Source organism: Acidovorax sp. 59, from assembly GCF_002754175.1.
In the GTDB taxonomy this organism is placed as follows: domain Bacteria; phylum Pseudomonadota; class Gammaproteobacteria; order Burkholderiales; family Burkholderiaceae_C; genus Acidovorax; species Acidovorax delafieldii.
Window position 1 is genome coordinate 657,063 of the sequence record NZ_PEET01000001.1, and the last position, 19,004, is coordinate 676,066.

The window sequence follows — 19,004 nt, forward strand, 5'->3', positions numbered from 1 at the left end:
GCTATGAGCATCAAGAGCGACAAATGGATCCGCCGCATGGCGGCCGAGCACGGAATGATCGAGCCCTTCGAGCCCGGCCAGGTTCGCGAGGTCGAAGGCCGCAAGATCATCAGCTACGGCACCAGCAGCTACGGCTACGACATCCGCTGTGCGCCCGAATTCAAGGTGTTCACCAACATCCACAGCACGGTGGTGGACCCGAAGAACTTCGATGAAAAGAGCTTTGTCGATTTCGAGGGTGACAGCTGCATCATCCCGCCCAACAGCTTCGCGCTGGCCCGCACGGTCGAATACTTCCGCATCCCGCGCAATGTGCTCACCATCTGCCTGGGCAAGAGCACCTATGCCCGCTGCGGCATCATCGTCAACGTGACGCCGTTCGAGCCCGAGTGGGAAGGCTATGTGACGCTGGAGTTCAGCAACACCACGCCGCTGCCAGCGCGCATCTACGCAGGCGAGGGCTGCGCACAAGTGCTGTTCTTCGAGAGCGACAAGGACGACGTGTGCGAGGTCAGCTACCGAGACCGGGGCGGCAAGTACCAGGGCCAGGTGGGCGTGACACTGCCCAAGGCCTGACCACGCGCACATGGCGGGCGGTGGCAGGGGTTGTGTCCTACACGCGCCATGCGCCTTGGCTGAAATGCAAGCATCGGTAAGTTTTCTAGCATCGGTGACACGCCTCCCGGGAGATGGAGGCTGATGGAGTTTCACCATGCTGATGTCCGCTGCCGCCTCAACCTTGTTCTTTGCGCCCATCCGCGCTCTGGCGCCAGCGCTGGCCGATCCCGCTCCAGCCCCTGCGCCTTCTGTCATCCCGCCGCCCCGGCGCCCAGACGCTGCGCCGCATTCCGCCGACGCCGACTGTCAGGCACACCACACCTACTGGCCCTGTGAGTTGCTCAATGCCTTTGTGCTGCGCATGGCAGCACACGGCCACTGCGTGAACATGTCGATGATGCTGGGCCACCGGCCCTATGCCCTGGAGCGATTGGCGTTGGCGGCTGGCGCTCCGGACGCTGGCCTGCAAGAGCTGTCGGCCCAGCTGCGGCCGTATTTTGAGGCGCCCGTGCTGCAAGCCGAAAGCCCGGAGCCACGGCCTGCGACACCGGGGGACGGCGCCACCGAGCCATCGGGCAGCCCTCACGCCTCCACGCAGACCCTGTTGCGTCCCTGGCCCTTGGCCTCGTAGAGCGCGGCATCGCCCCGACGCAGCATGGCGGCGCCGTTGTCGTCTGCGCTGCGCATGGTTGCGACACCTGCGCTGACGGTGATGGTGCCCACGACCGGGTTCTGTTGCTCTGCCATGGCGGTGACAAGGGCCTGCGCAATGGACTGGGCGCCCTCCAGGTCGGTGTCGGGCAGCAACGCCACGAACTCTTCTCCCCCCAGTCGCGCCACCACATCAGAGCCACGCAGGCGGGACTCCAGCGTGCGTGCCAGTCGCCGCAGAACCTCGTCTCCGGCTTCATGCCCGTAGGTGTCATTCACCCGCTTGAAATGGTCCACGTCCACGGTGATCAGGCTCAGCGGACGGCTGCTGCGCCGCGCCAGCGCCACCGCAAAGGCCATTTGTGTCTCGAAGCCGCGCCGGTTCAGCAACCCGGTGAGGGCGTCGGTGCGCGCCTGCAGGTCCAGCGCGCGGTTCGCGGCCTCCAGCTCCAGCGTGCGCAGGCGCACTTTTTCTTCCATCGCCTCACGGGCGGCCAGCAGGCGGTGCGTCATGCGGCCCAGAGACTGAGACAGCTGTTGTACTTCGCGGCTGCTTTGCATGGTCGGAATGTCGCTGCCGGGGAGCCCGGCCTCCACCGCACTGGCCGCGTCGGCCAGTGCATACAGGTCCACGCTCAGGCGCCGGGCGGCCAGCCAGGCCAGGGCCGATGCCAGCAGCGCGGCCGTCAGGCCAATCACCAGTGCCAGTTGCACGGTGTTGTCGGCCTCCGCAAAAGCCAATTCGACAGGCTGGCGTGCAACGATGCGCCAGCCCAGATCGCTGGCCGCGTTGCGCGGTTGCAGCTGCGTGGCAGCGGTCAGGTAGCGCTTGCCATCCCTCCACCGCACCACGGTGGTCTGCGTGCGGTCGCCATCACGGTTGTTGTTGACACTGATGTCCTCGGGCAGTCGCTGCCCGGCAGACCGCATCACCTCGGTCTGTCCGCCAGGCGCAAAAATCAGCTGGCCTTCGCGGTCAAAGATGAAAAGTTCCAGCGCGCTTTCATCGGATGATGCAGGGGTCAGGCTCTCCAGTACCTCGCGTGTCCACTGCCAGCTGCCGTGGATGCCCAGCACGCCCACCGTGGTGGGGCCGATGCGTATGGGCGCTGCAAAGTCCACAAACCGGTGCGGTTCGCCGGTGGCGGTGGGGGGCAGCAGGGACTCCAGCAGCTTGGCGGGGTGGACGTCGCCTACATGCACCCCTTCGAGTCCGTGTTGAAACCAGGGCCGCTGGGCCACGCTCTGGCCCACCAGCAGGCCGCGTGTGGCATTGCGCACCACGCCTTGCGCATCGGCCACACCGATCCAGAGGTTGGTGGGCTGCATGGCCTGGCTGCGGGCCAGCATGTGCTGGGCCTCGGCAGAGTCGAGCCCCTTGGACCACACCACTTCGGCACTGGCCATCACCTCGGCCTCCAGGCTGCGCTGCATGAGGCCCAGGGCCAGAAGCTTGCCTGCGTTTTCGGCGACCACCTGCAAGGAACTGCCTGCATCGCGCTGAATGCGGTGCTTGAGCAACTCGCCAAACCCCAGCGACAGCAGTACTGACAGGGTCACGACCAGCGTGCCAAACACCAGCGCGATCTGCATGCGCAGGCTGTGGCCTGAAAAACGTGTGATGAGCATCATGCGGAAGGGTCTGCCCAGTGTGCCGTCGCGGCCGGTGCCGGGCTGGCGCGGCGCAGGGCCAGCCGGGCTGCTGCCAAGTCCCAGCCGGCCCAGCCGCAACTCTTGAACAGCACCGGGCCCGAACGCCGCTCAGGGGCTGCGGCACCGAGGCTCCGGACCATCTCACCCAGCGTCGGCAGCGCCGCCACATCCAGGCCTGCCTGCAGCAGGTCACCTGCCTCATGGAGTGCATCGCTGGTGTCCACCAGGATGCGTCCGTGCCGCGCCACATGCTGGCAAAGGGCTGGGGCCAGCTCTGCCATGGCGGGCGTGAAAGCGCCCACGGCCGCCAAAAATGCGTCGGGCCGGGGCGGGGCGCTCAGCACCAGTGCGCTGGCCGTGGTGCAGGTCGCTATCAGCGGGCAGTGGGGCACGGCGGCATCGGCATCGGCCACCACCCGCACGTGGACGCCCAGTCCGCGCACCTGCGCTGCCAGGGCCTGGGCGCTGGCGCTGCTGCGCGAGGCAATCCACACCTCGCGCACGCCCAGGCCGTGGATGAATGCCTCGGCATGTGCCAGGCCCTGCACCCCTGCGCCGACGATGAGCAAAGGGCCCTGCGGCACCTGCGCCAGATGCCGGGCGGCCAGCAGAGAGACCGCGGCGGTACGCCGTGCGGTGACAGTGGGCCCGTCCAGCACCAGCCGACGCTCGCCCGTGGCGATGTCAAACACCACCACATCGCCCTGGATCGACGGGCGTCCTGTGCCCGCGTTGCCCGGGGTGAAGGTGATGAGCTTGGTCATGGCCACCGATTGATCCGTGGCGGGCATCACAAACAAGCTGCCGCCTTGCGCCAGCGGCAGCACGGCGCGTTGCGGCACCACGACTGTTGGGTCCTTCAGCAAGGCCGCTATTTCGTCAGCCAGATCGGACCAGGGCAACCGCGCAGCGGTGGCTGCGGCATCCAGCACGCCCGAGGGGGCTGAAGAGGGGGCAAAAAGCATAGGCGGACTGTACACAGCATGCCGCTCTAGTGGGAGCGGAGAAGCCCTCACCTGTGCAGTGCCCAAGGTAGCCCAGCGTGTGCTGGGCGGGGGGCAGGTTCGCCATGGCTGCCATGCCCATCAATGCGTGGCCCCCGCCTGCAGCGCGATGTCCTGCGGCGTCAGCACCGCAGCCCACAGGGCGGCATGCATGCCGCGCACCATGTCGCGAAGGGGCAGATGGGGGTCCCCCTGGCCACTGAGCCAGGGCACATGCACAAAACCGCCCCGTGCGCCCTCTGGGCCTATGCCTTGTGCCAGCAGATGCATCAGGCCGTACAGCACATGATTGCAGACAAAGGTGCCAGCGGTTTGCGACACCTCGCAGGGCACGCCTGCGCGTTGCACGGCGCGCAGCATGGCCTTGATGGGCAGGCTGGCGAAGTAGGCGGCAGGTCCGCCGGGCTGCACCGGGGTGTCTATGGGCTGTGCGCCACCGTTGTCTGGAATGCGCGCATCGTTGATGTTGATGCCGATGCGCTCGATGGACAGCGCTGCCCGACCACCTGCCAGGCCCAGGCACAGCGTGACGGTGGGCCGGTGTTCTAGCAACAGCGACTGCAGCCGCTGCAACGACTGCCCGAACACCGTGGGCAATTGCGCGGCCACCACCTGGTGTCCTGCGATGCGCTGCCCGTGCAGCGCTTGCGCAATGAGCCAGCTGGGGTTGTGCGCGCCACCACCAAACGGATCAAAACCGGTCAGAAGAATGGTTGGCCCGGCATGGGGCGCGCCATGGTGTGCGGCAGATGTCATGAAAGGCAGGCAAAAGCGGGGTGGAACACATCGTAAATCGTCCGCGCCAGGGCGGCCCCGCGCGTAACATGCAGTCTTGGCCGCCCCACCTGGAGGGCGCTGGAGAGACGCAATGAAATGGGAAGGCAATCGCGAGTCCGACAACGTGGAAGACCGCCGTGACGAGGGCGGCGGCGGTGGATCGCCGGTGTTTGGTGGGCGCAGCATCGGCATTGGCACCATCGTGATCGCGCTGGTGGGGGGCTGGGTGCTGGGCATCAACCCCTTGACCATCCTGGGGCTGCTCAGCGGCGGCGGCCCAGCGCCCCAGGTGCAGACGCAACCCCATGCTCCGGCCCACCGCCCACCAGCCGATGACACCATGGCACGTTTTGTGTCCACGGTGCTTGCCGACACGGAGGACGTGTGGGGCGAGGTGTTCCGCCAGGGCGGCGGGCGCTACCAGGACCCGCGGCTGGTGTTGTTCCGGGGCGCTACGCCCACCGCATGTGGTACGGGACAGGCAGCCATGGGGCCGTTTTACTGCCCCGCTGACCAGAAGGTCTACATCGACCTGGGTTTCTACGAGACTCTCAAGACCCGGCTGGGTGCCCCGGGCGACTTTGCCCAGGCCTACGTGATTGCCCATGAGGTGGGCCACCACGTGCAGAACCAGCTGGGCATCAGCGCCAAGGTGGACCAGATGCGGGGCCGTGTGAGCAAGGTGGAATACAACGCGCTGTCGGTGCGGCTGGAGCTGCAGGCCGACTGCTTTGCGGGGGTGTGGGCCCACCACGCCCAGAAGTCCCGTCAGATCCTGGAGCAGGGCGATGTGGAAGAAGCCATGAACGCCGCCGCCAAGATTGGTGACGATGCGCTGCAGCGGGCCAATGGCGGCGCGGTGGTGCCCGAGAGCTTCACGCATGGCACGAGCGCCCAGCGGCAGCGATGGTTCAACAGCGGCCTGCAAAGTGGCAGTGTCAAGACCTGCGACACCTTTGCGGCGCGCAGCCTGTAGGCGCGCAATGCCCAGGGATTATTAGACCTTCTCCATGCCGCCGACCGCACCCGTGACTGCCTCGCTGCATCGCCGTGCCGGGCCTTCGGCGGGGGCTGAGGTCGGGCCGTCGGCGCCGCAGCCCTCGGGCGCAGCGGCGGCGTGGTCTGCGGCAGCGGTCACCGTGCCCCACGCCGTGGGGCTGGGGCTGCTGGCATTTGCGCCGCTGGCGGGCGAACATTCGCTGGCCGCGCTGGCTTTGTGGTCGGCTGCATTGCCCGGCCTGCTGCTGACCCTGGCGACACCCCGTGCCGGGGTGGTGTATGCACCGACCACGGTGGTGGCCCTGCTGTTTGCCGCCGTGCTGGCGACTGCCCACGGTGCGGCCCCGAGCCTGGGCCTGAGCGCGCGCCAGGTGCTGGCGGTCAGCGGTGCCACGGTGGCTTTGGCCTTTGTGTTCCAGTGGCTGCTGGGGGTGTTGCGGCTGGCGTCGGTGGCGCGGTTTCTTCCCATCTCGGTCACCCACGGGTTTGCAGCCGGTGTGGGCTTGTCGATGGTGGTGGGACAGGTGCGCAATGGCTTTGGCGCGGGGGGCGATGCGCTGTGGGACGCACGCACCGGCTGGCACTTGCTGGCTGCGCTGGCCGTGGTGGGGTTGGCCTGGGGGCTGCGCCGGCGCTGGCCCCGCATGCCAGGGCTGCTGTCGGCCGTGGCCCTGGTGGCACTGGCCGTGGCGCTGGCGGGGGTATGGGGTGTGGGGCTGGGCAGTGTGTTTGTGCCGGCCGTGCCGCCCAGCGTGTTTGCTTGGCCCATGCTGCCCGACTGGACGGGCATCCCCTGGATGGCCCTGGCCCGGCAGCAGGGCTCCGCTCTGGTGGTGCTGGCGGTGCTGATGGCGCTGGTCAACAGCCTGGAGATTCTGGTATTCAACCAGGAGCTGGAGCTGGACCATGGCCTGCGTGGCAATGCCAACCTGGCGCTGCGCCGCGAGAGTTTGCTGGGTGCGCTGTGTGGGCTGGTGGGCATGATTCCCGCGTCCACCAGCGCGTCGCGTTCGCGCATTGTGCTGGCGCAGGCGGGGGCCTCGCGCGATGCCCCGCGCTGGCACGCCGCCATCATGCTGGGTGTGGCGGTCACCGGGGCGTGGTGGCTGCACTGGGTGCCCATGGCCTGTCTTGCCGGGGGGCTGGTGCTGGCGGGGCTGATGCAGGTGCCGGGCCTGATGTGGTCGCTGGGCTATGCCCGCCGGTCCCGGGTGACCTGGGCGCAAAGCTGGCTGGTGGCGCTGGTGTTTGCCGTGATGGGGGGCGTGGGGGCGCTGGTGGCTGGCCTGGTCGTCGCCACGTTTGTGCTGCTGCACGACTCTGCCGCCACGGTGCTGCGCCATGTGCGTCTGGATGGCGAGCTGCGCTCGCGGCGCTTGCGCCGTGCCGGGTCGGACAGCTGGCTGACGCCGCGCATGAACCAGGTGGCGGTGTTTGAACTGCAAGGCGTGATGTCTTTTGGCGTGGCTGCCCACCTGGCCGAGCAGGTGCGCATGCTGCTGCTGCCGCGCCATCGCTGGGTCATTCTGGACGCGGGCCGCGTGCCCGCGTGGGACAGCACGGCAATGGCCCAACTGCGGGCGCTGGTGCGCGATCTGGACCAGCAGGGCATCGCCGCGGCCGTGGCAGCCCTGGACCCCATGGCCGCCGAGCATGCGGGGGAGCATGTGCGCGCCTTTGCCGACCTGGACCGGGCGCTGGAATGGGCCGAGGTGGGTATCCTGTCGCAGCGGCCCATCGAGCAACGCCCCGCGCACCCCGAGCGCGATATGCTGGGGGAGGTGGGCGAGGGCGTGCCCAAGGCCGCTGCCGAGGCCTTGCAGGCGCTGCTGGTGTCCCAGGCCGTCCCGCCCCACGGCGTAGTGTTCCATGCGGGGGATACGGACCATGACCTCCTCGTGGTCAAGTCCGGCCACATCACGCTGGTCACCCAATGGCCGCCCGACAAGGGCTTGCGCCTGGCCACCGTCGGTCCGGGCATGGCGTTTGGCGAAATGGCCTTCCTCAATGGTGCGGCCCGCAGTGCCTGCGCGGGCGCGGAACGTGGCCCGGCGCATCTGGTGCGTTTGTCGCGCGCGCATTTTGATGCCTGGGCAAGGCAATACCCCGAGGCGGCCCTCACGGTGATGAACAACCTGGCCCAGATCGGCGCCCGGCGTTTGGCGGTGACCACGCGGCAACTGCGGGCGGTGCTGGAGTAGCAGGGCAGGGCATCGGGTGTCGGAGTGCGGCTGTCCCAAGGTCCCACAAGGCGAATGAAAGGCCCTTGATTTCTATAATCAAAGGCTTCCCGACACCGTCTGGCAACCTCTCCTTGCCAACCCCATGGAATCCACCCCCTCGTCCTCCGCCGCAGATGCCCCCGTGGCCACCACCCCTTTTGAATGGATCGGCGGCGAAGAACGCGTGCGCGCCTTGACCGAGCGCTTCTATGACCTGATGGACCTGGAGCCCGGCTACACCGAGCTGCGTGCCGCCCATGGCAGCGACCTCGGCCAGGCGCGGCAAAAGCTGTTCATGTTTCTGTGCGGATGGCTGGGTGGGCCGTCGTACTACACCGACCAGTTTGGCCATCCGCGCCTGCGCGCGCGCCACATGCCGTTTGCCATCGGCATCAAGGAGCGCGACCAATGGGTGGCCTGCATGGACCAGGCCATGGGCGAGACCGGCGTGCCCTCCGACCTGCGCGTGCGGCTGAAGGAAAGCTTCATGGGCACGGCGGACTGGATGCGCAACAAAGGGGTGTAGCCCGCCCGCGAGGTGGTGCCCGTTTGCGCCGTTGAATGGCGCCCTGGTATGTTTCCTGGGGGCCGCCTCCACAGGCTCTAAGATGCTCCCTCCAACAAATACAGGAGGTGGGGTATGTCGGCAACCGCATGGGTCGTGGTCGTTGTGCTGGTCGCGTTGGGCTTGTGGGCTGTGGCGGTCTATAACCGGCTGGTGCAGTTGCGCAACCGCATTGCCAACGCGTTTGGCCAGATCGACGTGCAGCTCAAGCGCCGTTATGACCTGATCCCCAACCTGGTAGAGGTGGCGCGTGGCTATCTGGCGCACGAGGCCGCCACGCTGGAAGCCGTGATCAAGGCCCGCAGCCAGGCGCAGGGCGCGGCTGCGGCGGTGCGTGCCGCACCGCAAAGCGCCAGCGCCATGGGCGCGCTGGCGGCGGCAGAGGGTGTACTCGGCGGCAGCTTGGGCCGCCTGATGGTGGTGGCCGAGAGTTACCCTGAACTCAAGGCCGACGCCTCCATGCAGTCGCTGTCCGAAGAGATCACCAGCACCGAAAACCGCCTGGGGTTTGCACGTCAGGCCTACAACGACCAGGCGCTGGAGTTCAACGACGCGGCGGCGCAGTTCCCGGACCTCATCGTCGCGCGCCTGCTGGGTTTTGCGCCCGCGCCCATGCTGGCATCCACGCAGTCCGATGAAGAGCGCGCCGCGCCCCGGGTGAAGTTCTGACCCTTCCGCTTCCATTCGCATGAAGTTCTGGGATCACCAGCACAACGCGCGCAGCGAGACGCGTCGCTTGCTGCTGGGTTTTGCCTTCGCTGTGGTCGTTCTGGTAGCGGCTGTGCACGCTGCCCTGGCGTTGGCCTGGTGGCTGATGGTGGCGGTGCTGCCCGTGCACTTGCCCTTTCCACAAGGTTTTCTGGCCGCCAATGTGGGGGTCTCGCTGATGCTGGTGCTGGGCGGCTGGTGGGTGGAGACGTCCAACTTGCGCGCAGGCGGTGTCAAGCTGGCGCAGCGTGTGGGCGCGCGCGAGTTGCGCCCGTCGCTGTCGCACGCCGAGCAGCGGCTGTCCAACATCGTGGACGAGCTGTGCATTGCCGCGCACATGCCGCGCCCGCAGATCATGGTCATGCCGCGCACCGATGCCATCAATGCGTTCGCTGCCGGGTGGGACGAGAGCGATGCCGTCATTGCCGTGACGCAGGGCGCCCTGGACTACCTCACCCGCGAAGAGATGCAGGGCATGGTGGCGCACGAGTTGAGCCATCTGCACGAGGGCGACACGCGCCTGAAGATGCGCCTGGCGGGCATGGTGTTCGGGCTGGAGCTGGTCTACAACTTTGGCGACACGATGCGCGAGCGCCGGGGCCTGGCCTGGTGGTTCGGGTCGGCCATCATGGTGGCGGGCTTTGCCGGCTGGCTCACCGGCCGCATGCTCAAGGCCGCCGTATCGCGCCAGCGCGAATACCTGGCCGATGCACGCGCGGTGCAATGGACCCGCAGCCGCGATGGCCTGGGTGGCGTACTGCGCAAGGTCATGGCCCAGCGCCGCGACACCCCGGCCGGGTATGCCGAGAACCCCGTCCACACCGGCCTGGCCCACCCGGCCGTGCAGCACATGCTGCTGGTGGACGTACCCGGCCGCAGTCGCATGGAGCGCTGGCTGGATACCCACCCCACGCTCGACGACCGCGTGCAGCGCGTGTATGGCCGCCGCATGCAGCCTTTGCCCGCCGTGCCCGTGCACGCAGGGCATGAATCGGCGCGGCGTGACGAGGGTGGGGCGCCCGTCACCGTGTCGATCGCCTCGCTGGTAGACCCTTTTGCGCGCTTCATGTAGCCCGCTGCGAAGGCTGCAGTTTTTTCAGGAGACCCATGTCCATGTCACGCGACGCGAGATTTCAGGAACAAGCCCAGGTACTGGGCTACTGCTTTGATGGCGAGATCAAGATTGGTGGCAACTACGTCCCGCTCGTGCGGGACGGCCACCACATCTACCTGAGCGGGCAGATCCCGCGCGTGGGCGATACCGTGGTGGTCACGGGCGCTGCCGGGGCGGTCGCCACGCTGGCCGATGCGCAAAAAGCAGCGAAGGTGTGTGTGATGCGGGCGCTGGCCTTGCTGCAGCGCTCGCTGGGTTCGCTCGATGCCGTGCAATCCATTTTGCGCATCACCGTGTACGTGCAGTCGGCGCCTGCCTTCACGCAGCAAAGCGAGGTGGCCGACGGTGCCTCCGAGGTGCTGTTTGCCGTGCTGGGCGAGGCTGGTGCCCACACCCGCACCTCGGTGGGTGTGCTACAGCTGCCCAAGAACGCGACGGTGGAGGTGGACTTGATCGCGTCGGTGGCGCCATGACGACGCCTGCTGCTGTGCACCGAGGCAGTTGCCTGTGTGGTGGCGTGCGTTACGAAACCACGGCGCCATTGCAGGGTGCATCGCACTGCCGCTGCTCGATGTGCCGCAAGGCGCATGGTGCGGCGTTTGGCAGCTATGGCAGCGTGTTGCGTGTGTACCATCGCTTCGTGTCTGGGCAAGGGCTGACGCGCACCTACCGGTCTTCGCCCCCGGTCACGCGCACGTTTTGCTCGGTGTGTGGCTCGCCCTTGCTGTGGCACAGCGAAGGTCCCTATACCGAGTGGGTGGCCGTGCCGCTGGGTACCTTGGACACCGCCTACGAGGCCCCTCCCCAAAAGCACATCCACGTGGCCTCCAAAGCCGCATGGGTAGTGATCTGTGATGGTTTTCGGCAAGAGGCCGAAGGATAGATCGGTACCCCATGGCAGCACCGTTGAACTCTTACCCCCGTTTTAATGTTTTCGGCCGCATCGTCGAAGTGCGCCGCGAAGGTGCGCTGTGGCAGGCCTACCGAGTGGGCGCAGATGGCAAGCGCTTGCCGTCGGGCTTTGTGATCCCCGACTTTGTCGAAGAGCATGAGCTGGCACAGTTTCTGGAAGACCTGTTCCACGAAAGCGCCTCGCCGCACAACGGCGACGTGTACCGTATCGATTGAGTCGCTGCAAGGCGCACTGGTCGCAACACGAGGCACAAGTGTTGCGGCCACGTTGCCACGTCACACCGCTGTCAAACCCGGCCCAGACACTCGGTCCCTTGTTTCCAACAGGGACTGTTCATGTCTGAACGTATTCTGGGTTTTCTGATTTTTCCTTCGCAGGTTTCACGCCGTGTCGCCACACTGGGTGTGGTGGCGCTCGCTGCGTCGCTGGCTGCCTGCGGCGGCAGTAGCGACAACGCCAGCAGCAACGCGGGCGCCACGGCCACGCTGGCCGTTCTGGAGACCACCGACCTGCACTTCAACGTGCGCAGCTACGACTACTTCAAGCTGGCCGAAGACAAAAGCTACGGCTTTGAGCGCACGGCCACGCTGGTGCGCGCGGCCCGCAAGGAGTTTGCCAACACGCTGCTGGTGGACAACGGCGACACCATCCAGGGCACTGCGCTGGCCGACTACGAGGCCAGCATCAGCCCTATCCCGTGCACGCAGCAGCTGTCCATGTACAAGGCTATGGGCGCGCTGGGCTTTGATGCGGGTACGCTGGGCAACCACGAGTTCAACTACGGCCTGCCCTTCCTGAACCAGGTGCTGGGCGGCGGGCTGGATGTGGACGGCGTGGACCCCTCCAAGAAATGCGCAGGCGCTGGCTACCCCGCCGTGCTGGCCAACGTGTACAGCAATAAGACCAAGAAGCCGCTGGTGCAGCCCTACACGCTGCTGGAGCGCACGCTGGTGGCCAAGGGTACGGATGGCAAGGAAGTGAAGCTGCCGATCAAGATCGGCGTGATCGGCTTCACCACACCCGGCATCATGAACTGGGACAAGCGCTACCTGGAAGGCAAGGTCTACACCGAAGGCGCCGTCGAATCCGCCAACAAGTACGTGCCTGAGCTGCGCGCCAAGGGGGCTGACATCGTGGTGGCTTTGTTGCACGGCGGGCTCGACAGTGCCGCCTACTCGGCCACCATGGAGAACCCGGGCCTGTACCTGTCGAAGGTGGCAGGTATCGACGCGATGGTGATGGGCCACCAGCATGGCGTGTTCCCCGACACGGCCGCCACGCCCAGCTTCAACCTGGCAGGCGTGGACCACAAGGCGGGCACCATCAACGGCGTGCCTGCCGTCATGGCCAGCTCCTGGGGCAAGGCCCTGGGGGTGGTGCAGCTGGCGCTGCAATGGGACGGCAGCAAGTGGGTGGTCAACAAGTCCGCCAGCAAGAGCGAGCTGCGCAACATCCAGAACAAGAATGCCGCAGGCGCCACGGTGACCGTGGACGCCGACCCCGCGATCGCCCCGCTGATCGAGACCCAGCACCAGGCCGCGATCAAGTACGTGAAGACACCCATCGGCCAGACCGACTTCCGCATGAGCACGCTGTTTGCCGACGTGGGCGACCCGGGCGCGATCCAGATCGTGAACCAGGCACAGCAGGCCTACGTGGCGGCGTACATCAAGGCCAGTCTGCCGCAGTATGCGCAGCTGCCGGTGTTGTCGGTGAGCGCACCGTTCAAGAGCGGCTTCCAGGGCGGGGCGGACTACACCGACGTGGCCGTGGGCCCGCTGGCCATCAACAACGCGGCCGACCTGTACCTGTACCCCAACACCGTGTACGCGGTGAAGGTCAACGGTGGCGACATCAAGAACTGGCTCGAAGCCGCCGCCAAGCGCTTCAACCAGATCGACCCGGTCAAGACCACCGAGCAACAGCTCATCAGCACCTTCCCGGGCTACAACTTCGACATGTTCACCACGGCGGACATGCAGTATGAGATCGACGTGACCCAGCCCTTGGGCAGCCGCATCAAGAACCTGACGTACCTGGGCAAGCCCATCGACGCGGCGCAGGAGTTCGTGATCGCCACCAACAACTACCGCGCCACCAGCGGCAAGAGCTTCATCGACAAGCTCGACGGCTCAGGCACCATCTGGGCCTCGCCCGACGCCAACCGCGACGTGGTGATCGACTACATCCGCAAGAACCCGGCAGTGACCCGCGCGGCCAACGGTGCTGCCAAGAGCTGGCGCTTTGCCAAGGCCACGGTGGCGGGTCCGGTGGTGTTCAGCTCGGGCGCCAATGCCCTCAGCGTGGCGCAGGCGGCCGGGTTGGGCAACGTGTCGCTGCTGGCGGCCGATGATGGCTCGGGCAAGGGCACGTCAAAGTACGGCGTGGACCTGTCCAAGTAGTCGTCCCCCTCCTGTTACGGAGGCCGTGGCGGTGCATGCGTTCGCAGCACCGCTACGGAGCAGCCTGCTGTAGGGGGCTGAAATGCTCTGCTTTTGATAGCTGCAAGCGCATATGGATGTAGCGCTTGCAGCTATTTTTCATGAATTTTTGCGTAGAACGGGTTGCAGCAGCACCACGAGCGCCCCTGCGCCCCCATCCATGGGCCGCGCCTGTACGAAGGCCAGCACCTCGTTCTTCTGCACCAGCCAGCGTTGCACGCGGCCTTTGAGCACGGGGCTTTTGCCGGGCGAGCCCAACCCCTTGCCATGCACCACGCGCACGCAGCGCAGGCCCGTCTTGTGGGCATGACGGATGAAGTCGCCCAGCGCTTCACGCGCCTCGTCCACTCGCAGGCCGTGCAGGTCGAGCTGGCGCTGGATGCTCCAGTGGCCCGAGCGCAGGCGGCGGGTCACCTCCACGCCAATGCCGGGGCGCCGAAAGCTCAACTGGTCGTCGGTGTCGAGCAGGGTGCTCACGTCGAAGTCATCGCTGATGGATTCGAGCAGCACCCGCTCTTCGTCCAGCCAGTGCTGCACGGGCAGCGGTGGGGGCAGGTGCTTGCGCAGCCGCGCTACGTTGGGGTTGCGCAGCGGGGTGACGGGGCCCACGCTGCGGCTGAAAAGGTGGCGTTCGGCCTCTGCCCGGGCTGCTGCTTCGCGGCGGGCTTTTTCTTCGGCCTCGCGTCGTTCCTGGTCCTCGCGCAGGCGGCGGGCCACGGTGGCCAGGTCCTGCAGCTGGGTGATGCGTTCGCCCGCCCGGCGCGGGGCGGGGGGCGCGCGGCGCCGGGGCGGTGCCGGGTTGTCACCGGCGGCGGGCGGCGCGGGGGCATGGCGCAGGGGGCGCATCGCTGCCTTGGCCGCTGCCTTTTTGTCGGCCAAACCTGCGCGCCGTGCGGACCGGGGCACGGCGGGCACGGCGGGTGCAGGGGCGGGCTTGGCGCCGCCCATGGGGCCTTCGGTGCCGCGCGCGGCGCGTGCCAGCGCGGCGTGCAGTGCCGTAGGCGGGTGGGCTGGTGCAGGTGCAGTCACACCAGGCCCTTTTCGGCCATCGACAGTGCCTGGCCCGGCGCCACGATCACATGGTCGAGCACGCGCACGTCCACCAGCGCCAGCGTGGTCTTCAGGGTCTGCGTCAGCGCCTCGTCGGCGCGGCTGGGTTGCACGCTGCCGCTGGGGTGGTTGTGGGCCAGCACCACAGCGGCGGCCTGGTGGTGCAGGGCGCGCAGCACCACCTCGCGCGGGTACACACTGGTTTGCGTGAGCGTGCCGCGAAACAGCTCCTCCAGGGCCAACAGGCGGTTTTGCGCGTCCAGAAACAGCACCGCAAACACCTCGTGTCCCTTGGCGGCCAGGTGCAGTTGCAAATAGTGCTTGACGGTATCGGGCGAGTCGAACACCTCGCGTTCGCGCAACTGCTGTGCCAGGGCGCGGCGCGCGAGTTCGAGCACGGCCACCAGCTCGGCGCGTTTGGCGGGGCCCAGGCCCTTGATGCGTTCCAGGTCGGCCGCGCTGGTGTGCAACAGCCCGGCAATGCCGCCAAAGCCGCCGGTGACGGTGCCCGTGTCCGGGTCGATGCCGGGCGGGTCCAGCAGCTCCTGCGCCATCTGCAGCACGCCCTTGCCCACGATGCCTGTGCGCAGCAGGATGGCCAGCAGCTCGGCATCGGCCAGGGCGGCGGGGCCGCGTGCCAGCAGTTTTTCGCGGGGCTGGGCGTCGGCGGGCAGGTCTTTGATGGCCATGGAAGAGGAGGTGGGACGCGCCAGCAGCGGTGGCTGCGGTAGGGGTTTGCCCGGTTTTCTACAATCGCGGCAGTTTATCGGGACTCTCATGACCTCTATTTCCACCTCCCTTCCCACTGTTCAGCCGGGCTCCTTCCTCACGCTGCACTACCGCCTGGCCGGCCCGGCGGGGGATGTGATCAACACTTTTACCGACAAACCCGCCACCCTGTCGCTGGGCACGGGCGAGCTGTCGCCCGCCATGGAACAGCGCCTGCTGGGCCTGGCCGAGGGCACGCGCACCACGTTCGAGCTGCCTGCGGGCGAGGCCTTTGGCGAGCGCAACCCCGACATGCAGCAGTGGGTGGCCCGCAAGCTGATGAACGAACTGGGCGATCCCGACGAGAAGTACAACGTGGGCGACGTGGTGCAGTTCCCCACGCCCGACGGCCAGGGCAGCTACGCCGGGGCCGTGATGCAGGTGCGTGACGACGGCGCCGTGCTGTTCGACTTCAACCACCCGCTGGCGGGCCAGCCCGTGACCTTTGAAGTGCAGCTGATCGGGATCCTGTGATGCTGGCGCCGAAAGAAATCCTGCTGGCCGAGCCGCGTGGCTTTTGCGCCGGTGTGGACCGCGCCATCGAGATCGTGGAGCGCGCCATCCAGAAGTTTGGCGCCCCCATCTATGTGCGCCACGAGATCGTGCACAACACCTACGTGGTGAACGACCTCAAGGCCAAGGGCGCGATCTTCATCGAAGAGCTGTCGGATGTGCCCCCGGGCGCCACGCTGGTTTTCAGCGCCCATGGTGTGAGCAAGGCCGTGCAGCAGGAGGCCGAGGCGCGTGGCTTCAGCATTTTTGACGCAACCTGCCCGCTGGTGACCAAGGTACATGTCGAAGTGGCCAAGCTTGCCAAAGAGGGCTACGAGTTCATCATGATCGGCCACAAGGGCCACCCCGAGGTGGAGGGCACCATGGGCCAGCTGGACCACGGCATCCACCTGGTGGAAGATGTGGAAGACGTGGCGCGCGTGCAGCCTGCGCAGACCGAAAAGCTGGCCGTGGTCACACAGACCACGCTCTCGGTGGACGATGCGGCCGAAATCTCTGCCGCCGTGCGTGCGCGCTTCCCCAGTGTGCGCGAGCCCAAGCAGCAGGACATCTGCTACGCCACGCAAAACCGGCAGGACGCCGTCAAGGTGCTGAGCCCTCAGGTGGATGTGGTGATCGTGGTGGGCAGCCCCACCAGCTCCAACAGCAACCGCCTGCGCGAGCTGGCGGCCAAGCTGGGCACCACCGCCTACATGGTGGACAGTGCTGACGAGCTGCAGGGCGAGTGGTTCAAGGGCCGTTCGCGCGTGGGGCTCACTGCGGGTGCCTCCGCGCCTGAAATCCTGGTGCAGCAGGTCATCGACCGCATCAAGGCGCTGGGCGCTGTGTCGGTCCGCACCATGGCGGGCATCGAGGAAACCATCAAGTTCCCGCTGCCCAAGGGGCTCAAGATCGACGCGGCCACGGGGCTGGAGATTCGTGAGCGCACGCCAGAGACAGGTCCATCGGCCCACTGATGGTGGCATGAGGGGCCGCCGGTGATCGTGCAAGGGCGCCAACAGGCGCCCTTTTTATTCACTCCTGAATTGATAGCGGTTGGCGCATATTCTTCTAGCGCCAGCGGCCATTTTTATTCAAATATTTCCTTACAAGGGCACGGCGGGCCCGCTCCACAGGTCCAGTGGTGGGTCGGCTGCCACGGCGCGCAGGATGTCGGTGCGCGAGATAAAGCCCGACAGCACGCCCGCCTCGTCCGTCACCGGCAGGCCGGGCAGGCCAGTGTCCAGCAGCACGGCAGCCACGCGGCGCAGCTCGGTGTCGGGCGACACGGTGGGCACGGGGCTCACCATCACTTCGGATACCGGGCGGCGCGCCAGGTCGATGGCCTGCTTGACGGCACCGGGCTCGGGCAGCAGGTCCAGCGGCGCCATGTCGGCCCGCAGCAGCAGGCCAATCACGCGGCCCAGCGCATCCACGACCGGCGCCTGCGCCACTTTGTGCTCGGCCAGGGTCTGCCAGGCATCGTTCACACGCACGTCGGGCGCCACACTCACGCCGCCGGTGGTCATCACATCGCTCACCTTGGTCAACGGCTGGCGGGTGCTGGCCTGGGGGCCTTGCTCTGTCTGTGCGTAGGCGCTCACCGCGTCGTGCATGCGCAGGTTGACGATGGCTGCAGGCGCAGCAGCGTTGGTGTCGGCCGCAGTGGGGCGGGGCGGGGCCGTGAAGACGGGCCCTGGCTGGCCATCTTGTGCGTCCATGGCCCGCGTGCGCAGGGCCTGCGGGCGCTGCACGCTGCGCACCGCAGAAATACGTGCCAGGTTTTCGGGGCCGCCCCGGTACATCTGGCCTGACGGGCCGAACACAAAGAACATGGTTTTTCTCCTGCGCGCAGGCCGGCCAGCGCGGTGGGGTGGGGACTGCTCTGCCCATGTTATCGGCAGTTGTGCGGCGCGCGTGCAGTCAGCGTTGTGTCTGCATGTTGCGGGCAGCCCCTACACTGCCCCCTTCTTTTGACATCACCTGCCATTCGGAGCCCCTGCATGATCGACCGCGCCGCCATTGCCGCTGCCCGCCGCCAACTGGCCACCCAGCCCGACTTTTTGCGCACCACGCCGCTGATGCGCCTGTCCGGCAAGTCCTTGGGCGTGGACTGTGCCGAGGTCTGGCTCAAGCTGGAGCATTTGCAGGTGGGCGGCAGCTTCAAGGCGCGGGGCATGTTGTACCGCCTGCTGGCCAACCCGGTGCCCGAGAGCGGCGTGATCATTGCCTCCGGCGGCAACGCCGGCATTGCCGTGGCGGCGGCCGCCCAGGCCCTGGGGGTGCGCTGCGAGGTCTTTGTGCCCGAGGTCTCGCCCGAGGCCAAACGTGCCCGCCTGCGCGCGCTGGGGGCCGAGGTGGTTGTCACTGGCGCCGCATATTCCGAAGCGTTTGAAGCCTGCGTGGCCCGCCGGAAGGCCACGGGTGCGCTGCAGGCCCATGCCTACGACCAGCCCGAAGTGGTATCGGGTGCGGGCACGCTGGCGCTGGAGATGGAAGAGCAGGGTGGCCGCCTGCCCGACTCGGTGCTGGTCAGCGTGGGTGGTGGCGGCCTCATTGGCGGTGTGGCCGCGTGGGTGGAGAGCCGCGCCCATGTGGTCGCACTGGAGCCCGAACGCGCGCCTACGCTGCACGCCGCGCGGGCTGCGGGCCAGCCGGTGGATGTGGATGTGGGCGGCGTGGCCGCTGACTCGCTGGGCGCGAAGCGCATCGGCGCCATTGGCTGGGAGGTGAGCCAGCGCCATGTGCACGATGCACTGCTGCTGTCCGATGACGCCATCCGCGCGGCCCAGCTGTGGCTGTGGAAGGAGTTGAAACTGGCTGTGGAACCCGCCGCCGCGTTGGGCCTGGCCGCACTGCAAACCGGCGCCTACAAGCCCCAGCCACAAGAAACGGTAGCCCTGATTCTCTGCGGCGCCAACTTTGATCCGGCAAATCTATAGCCCCCTGGGCCGCTGCGCGTCTTCCCCCTCAAGGGGGACGCCCCCAGCGCGGTGGGGCGGCCCTTGCGCGGGGGGCACTGATCTAGTGCGTGCCAGTTGCCAGGGCTCTGCATGACAGCTGTGCCGTTGCTCTGAACTTGGCTTTTC

20 protein-coding genes are annotated in these 19,004 nt (G+C 67.2%); 14 read left to right on the forward strand and 6 right to left on the reverse strand.

Annotated features, from left to right (window positions below; translation table 11 throughout):
• Window positions 1-3 precede the first annotated feature (3 nt).
• Both dcd and CLU87_RS03060 read left to right on the forward strand, forming a co-directional pair.
• Entirely contained in the window at window positions 4-576 is a 573-nt protein-coding gene (gene dcd, locus CLU87_RS03055; protein ID WP_015012892.1) for a dCTP deaminase, read from the forward strand.
• Between the two features lie 136 nt (window positions 577-712).
• Window positions 713-1,189: a hypothetical protein gene (locus CLU87_RS03060; protein WP_199170783.1), complete on the forward strand. Its 477-nt coding sequence runs from the start codon at window positions 713-715 to the stop codon at window positions 1,187-1,189.
• Here the strand turns inward: CLU87_RS03060 and CLU87_RS03065 are convergent.
• The 3 genes from CLU87_RS03065 to pcp form a co-directional block, all read right to left on the reverse strand.
• Window positions 1,141-2,841, reverse strand: a complete 1,701-nt coding sequence (locus tag CLU87_RS03065) for a diguanylate cyclase (protein ID WP_099732015.1) — start codon at window positions 2,839-2,841, stop codon at window positions 1,141-1,143. The genes CLU87_RS03060 and CLU87_RS03065 overlap by 49 nt on opposite strands.
• The gene (locus CLU87_RS03070; RefSeq protein ID WP_099729461.1) at window positions 2,838-3,827 is read right to left on the reverse strand and encodes a delta(1)-pyrroline-2-carboxylate reductase family protein; all 990 of its coding nucleotides are present in this window, start codon (window positions 3,825-3,827) and stop codon (window positions 2,838-2,840) included. The genes CLU87_RS03065 and CLU87_RS03070 overlap by 4 nt, the downstream gene beginning before the upstream one ends.
• 120 nt (window positions 3,828-3,947) lie before the next feature.
• Complete coding sequence (gene pcp / locus CLU87_RS03075) at window positions 3,948-4,622, reverse strand: pyroglutamyl-peptidase I (RefSeq protein WP_099729462.1); 675 nt, start codon at window positions 4,620-4,622, stop codon at window positions 3,948-3,950.
• A gap of 112 nt (window positions 4,623-4,734) precedes the next feature.
• On the opposite strand from pcp, the gene CLU87_RS03080 reads away from it, so the two are divergent.
• The 9 genes from CLU87_RS03080 to CLU87_RS03120 all read left to right on the forward strand — a co-directional run bounded on the left by CLU87_RS03080 (window position 4,735) and on the right by CLU87_RS03120 (window position 13,566).
• Entirely contained in the window at window positions 4,735-5,619 is an 885-nt protein-coding gene (locus CLU87_RS03080) for a neutral zinc metallopeptidase (protein WP_056747416.1), read from the forward strand.
• A 34-nt stretch (window positions 5,620-5,653) separates the two neighbouring features.
• Window positions 5,654-7,843: a cyclic nucleotide-binding domain-containing protein gene (locus CLU87_RS03085; RefSeq protein WP_099729463.1), complete on the forward strand. Its 2,190-nt coding sequence runs from the start codon at window positions 5,654-5,656 to the stop codon at window positions 7,841-7,843.
• 124 nt (window positions 7,844-7,967) lie between these two features.
• Entirely contained in the window at window positions 7,968-8,390 is a 423-nt protein-coding gene (locus CLU87_RS03090) for a group II truncated hemoglobin (protein WP_056060835.1), read from the forward strand.
• A 114-nt stretch (window positions 8,391-8,504) separates the two neighbouring features.
• Entirely contained in the window at window positions 8,505-9,098 is a 594-nt protein-coding gene (locus tag CLU87_RS03095; RefSeq protein ID WP_056060837.1) for a LemA family protein, read from the forward strand.
• A 19-nt stretch (window positions 9,099-9,117) separates the two neighbouring features.
• On the forward strand, window positions 9,118-10,209 hold the full coding sequence (locus CLU87_RS03100) for a M48 family metalloprotease (protein WP_099729464.1): 1,092 nt from the start codon (window positions 9,118-9,120) through the stop codon (window positions 10,207-10,209).
• A gap of 41 nt (window positions 10,210-10,250) precedes the next feature.
• Entirely contained in the window at window positions 10,251-10,724 is a 474-nt protein-coding gene (locus tag CLU87_RS03105; RefSeq protein WP_199170872.1) for a RidA family protein, read from the forward strand.
• Window positions 10,721-11,134, forward strand: coding sequence for a GFA family protein (locus CLU87_RS03110; RefSeq protein WP_233193693.1), 414 nt, complete (start codon window positions 10,721-10,723; stop codon window positions 11,132-11,134). Before CLU87_RS03105 ends, CLU87_RS03110 begins: the two co-directional genes overlap by 4 nt.
• An 11-nt stretch (window positions 11,135-11,145) precedes the next feature.
• Window positions 11,146-11,379: a hypothetical protein gene (locus tag CLU87_RS03115; RefSeq protein ID WP_099729467.1), complete on the forward strand. Its 234-nt coding sequence runs from the start codon at window positions 11,146-11,148 to the stop codon at window positions 11,377-11,379.
• A gap of 120 nt (window positions 11,380-11,499) precedes the next feature.
• Window positions 11,500-13,566 carry a bifunctional 2',3'-cyclic-nucleotide 2'-phosphodiesterase/3'-nucleotidase gene (locus tag CLU87_RS03120; RefSeq protein WP_099729468.1) on the forward strand — a complete coding sequence of 689 codons (2,067 nt, stop codon included), beginning with the start codon at window positions 11,500-11,502 and terminating at the stop codon, window positions 13,564-13,566.
• Window positions 13,567-13,704: 138 nt separating this feature from the next.
• Here CLU87_RS03120 and CLU87_RS03125 read toward each other — a convergent pair whose 3' ends face one another.
• Together CLU87_RS03125 and radC are read right to left on the reverse strand one after the other, a co-directional pair.
• The gene (locus tag CLU87_RS03125; protein ID WP_369804332.1) at window positions 13,705-14,451 is read right to left on the reverse strand and encodes a Smr/MutS family protein; all 747 of its coding nucleotides are present in this window, start codon (window positions 14,449-14,451) and stop codon (window positions 13,705-13,707) included.
• Between the two features lie 179 nt (window positions 14,452-14,630).
• A complete protein-coding gene (gene radC / locus CLU87_RS03130) occupies window positions 14,631-15,344 on the reverse strand; it encodes a DNA repair protein RadC (protein ID WP_099729469.1) in 714 nt (237 codons plus the stop codon).
• 88 nt (window positions 15,345-15,432) lie between these two features.
• Here radC and CLU87_RS03135 point away from each other — a divergent pair, with 88 nt between their 5' ends.
• Together CLU87_RS03135 and ispH are read left to right on the forward strand one after the other, a co-directional pair.
• Complete coding sequence (locus tag CLU87_RS03135) at window positions 15,433-15,897, forward strand: peptidylprolyl isomerase (protein WP_056060856.1); 465 nt, start codon at window positions 15,433-15,435, stop codon at window positions 15,895-15,897.
• Entirely contained in the window at window positions 15,897-16,892 is a 996-nt protein-coding gene (gene ispH, locus CLU87_RS03140; protein ID WP_056747430.1) for a 4-hydroxy-3-methylbut-2-enyl diphosphate reductase, read from the forward strand. Before CLU87_RS03135 ends, ispH begins: the two co-directional genes overlap by 1 nt.
• Before the next feature lie 129 nt (window positions 16,893-17,021).
• Here the strand turns inward: ispH and CLU87_RS03145 are convergent, their stop codons facing one another.
• Window positions 17,022-17,750 carry an HPP family protein gene (locus CLU87_RS03145; protein ID WP_099729470.1) on the reverse strand — a complete coding sequence of 243 codons (729 nt, stop codon included), beginning with the start codon at window positions 17,748-17,750 and terminating at the stop codon, window positions 17,022-17,024.
• Between the two features lie 168 nt (window positions 17,751-17,918).
• Between CLU87_RS03145 and CLU87_RS03150 the strand changes: the two genes are divergently transcribed.
• On the forward strand, window positions 17,919-18,857 hold the full coding sequence (locus CLU87_RS03150) for a threonine/serine dehydratase (RefSeq protein ID WP_099729471.1): 939 nt from the start codon (window positions 17,919-17,921) through the stop codon (window positions 18,855-18,857).
• Window positions 18,858-19,004: the final 147 nt, after the last annotated feature.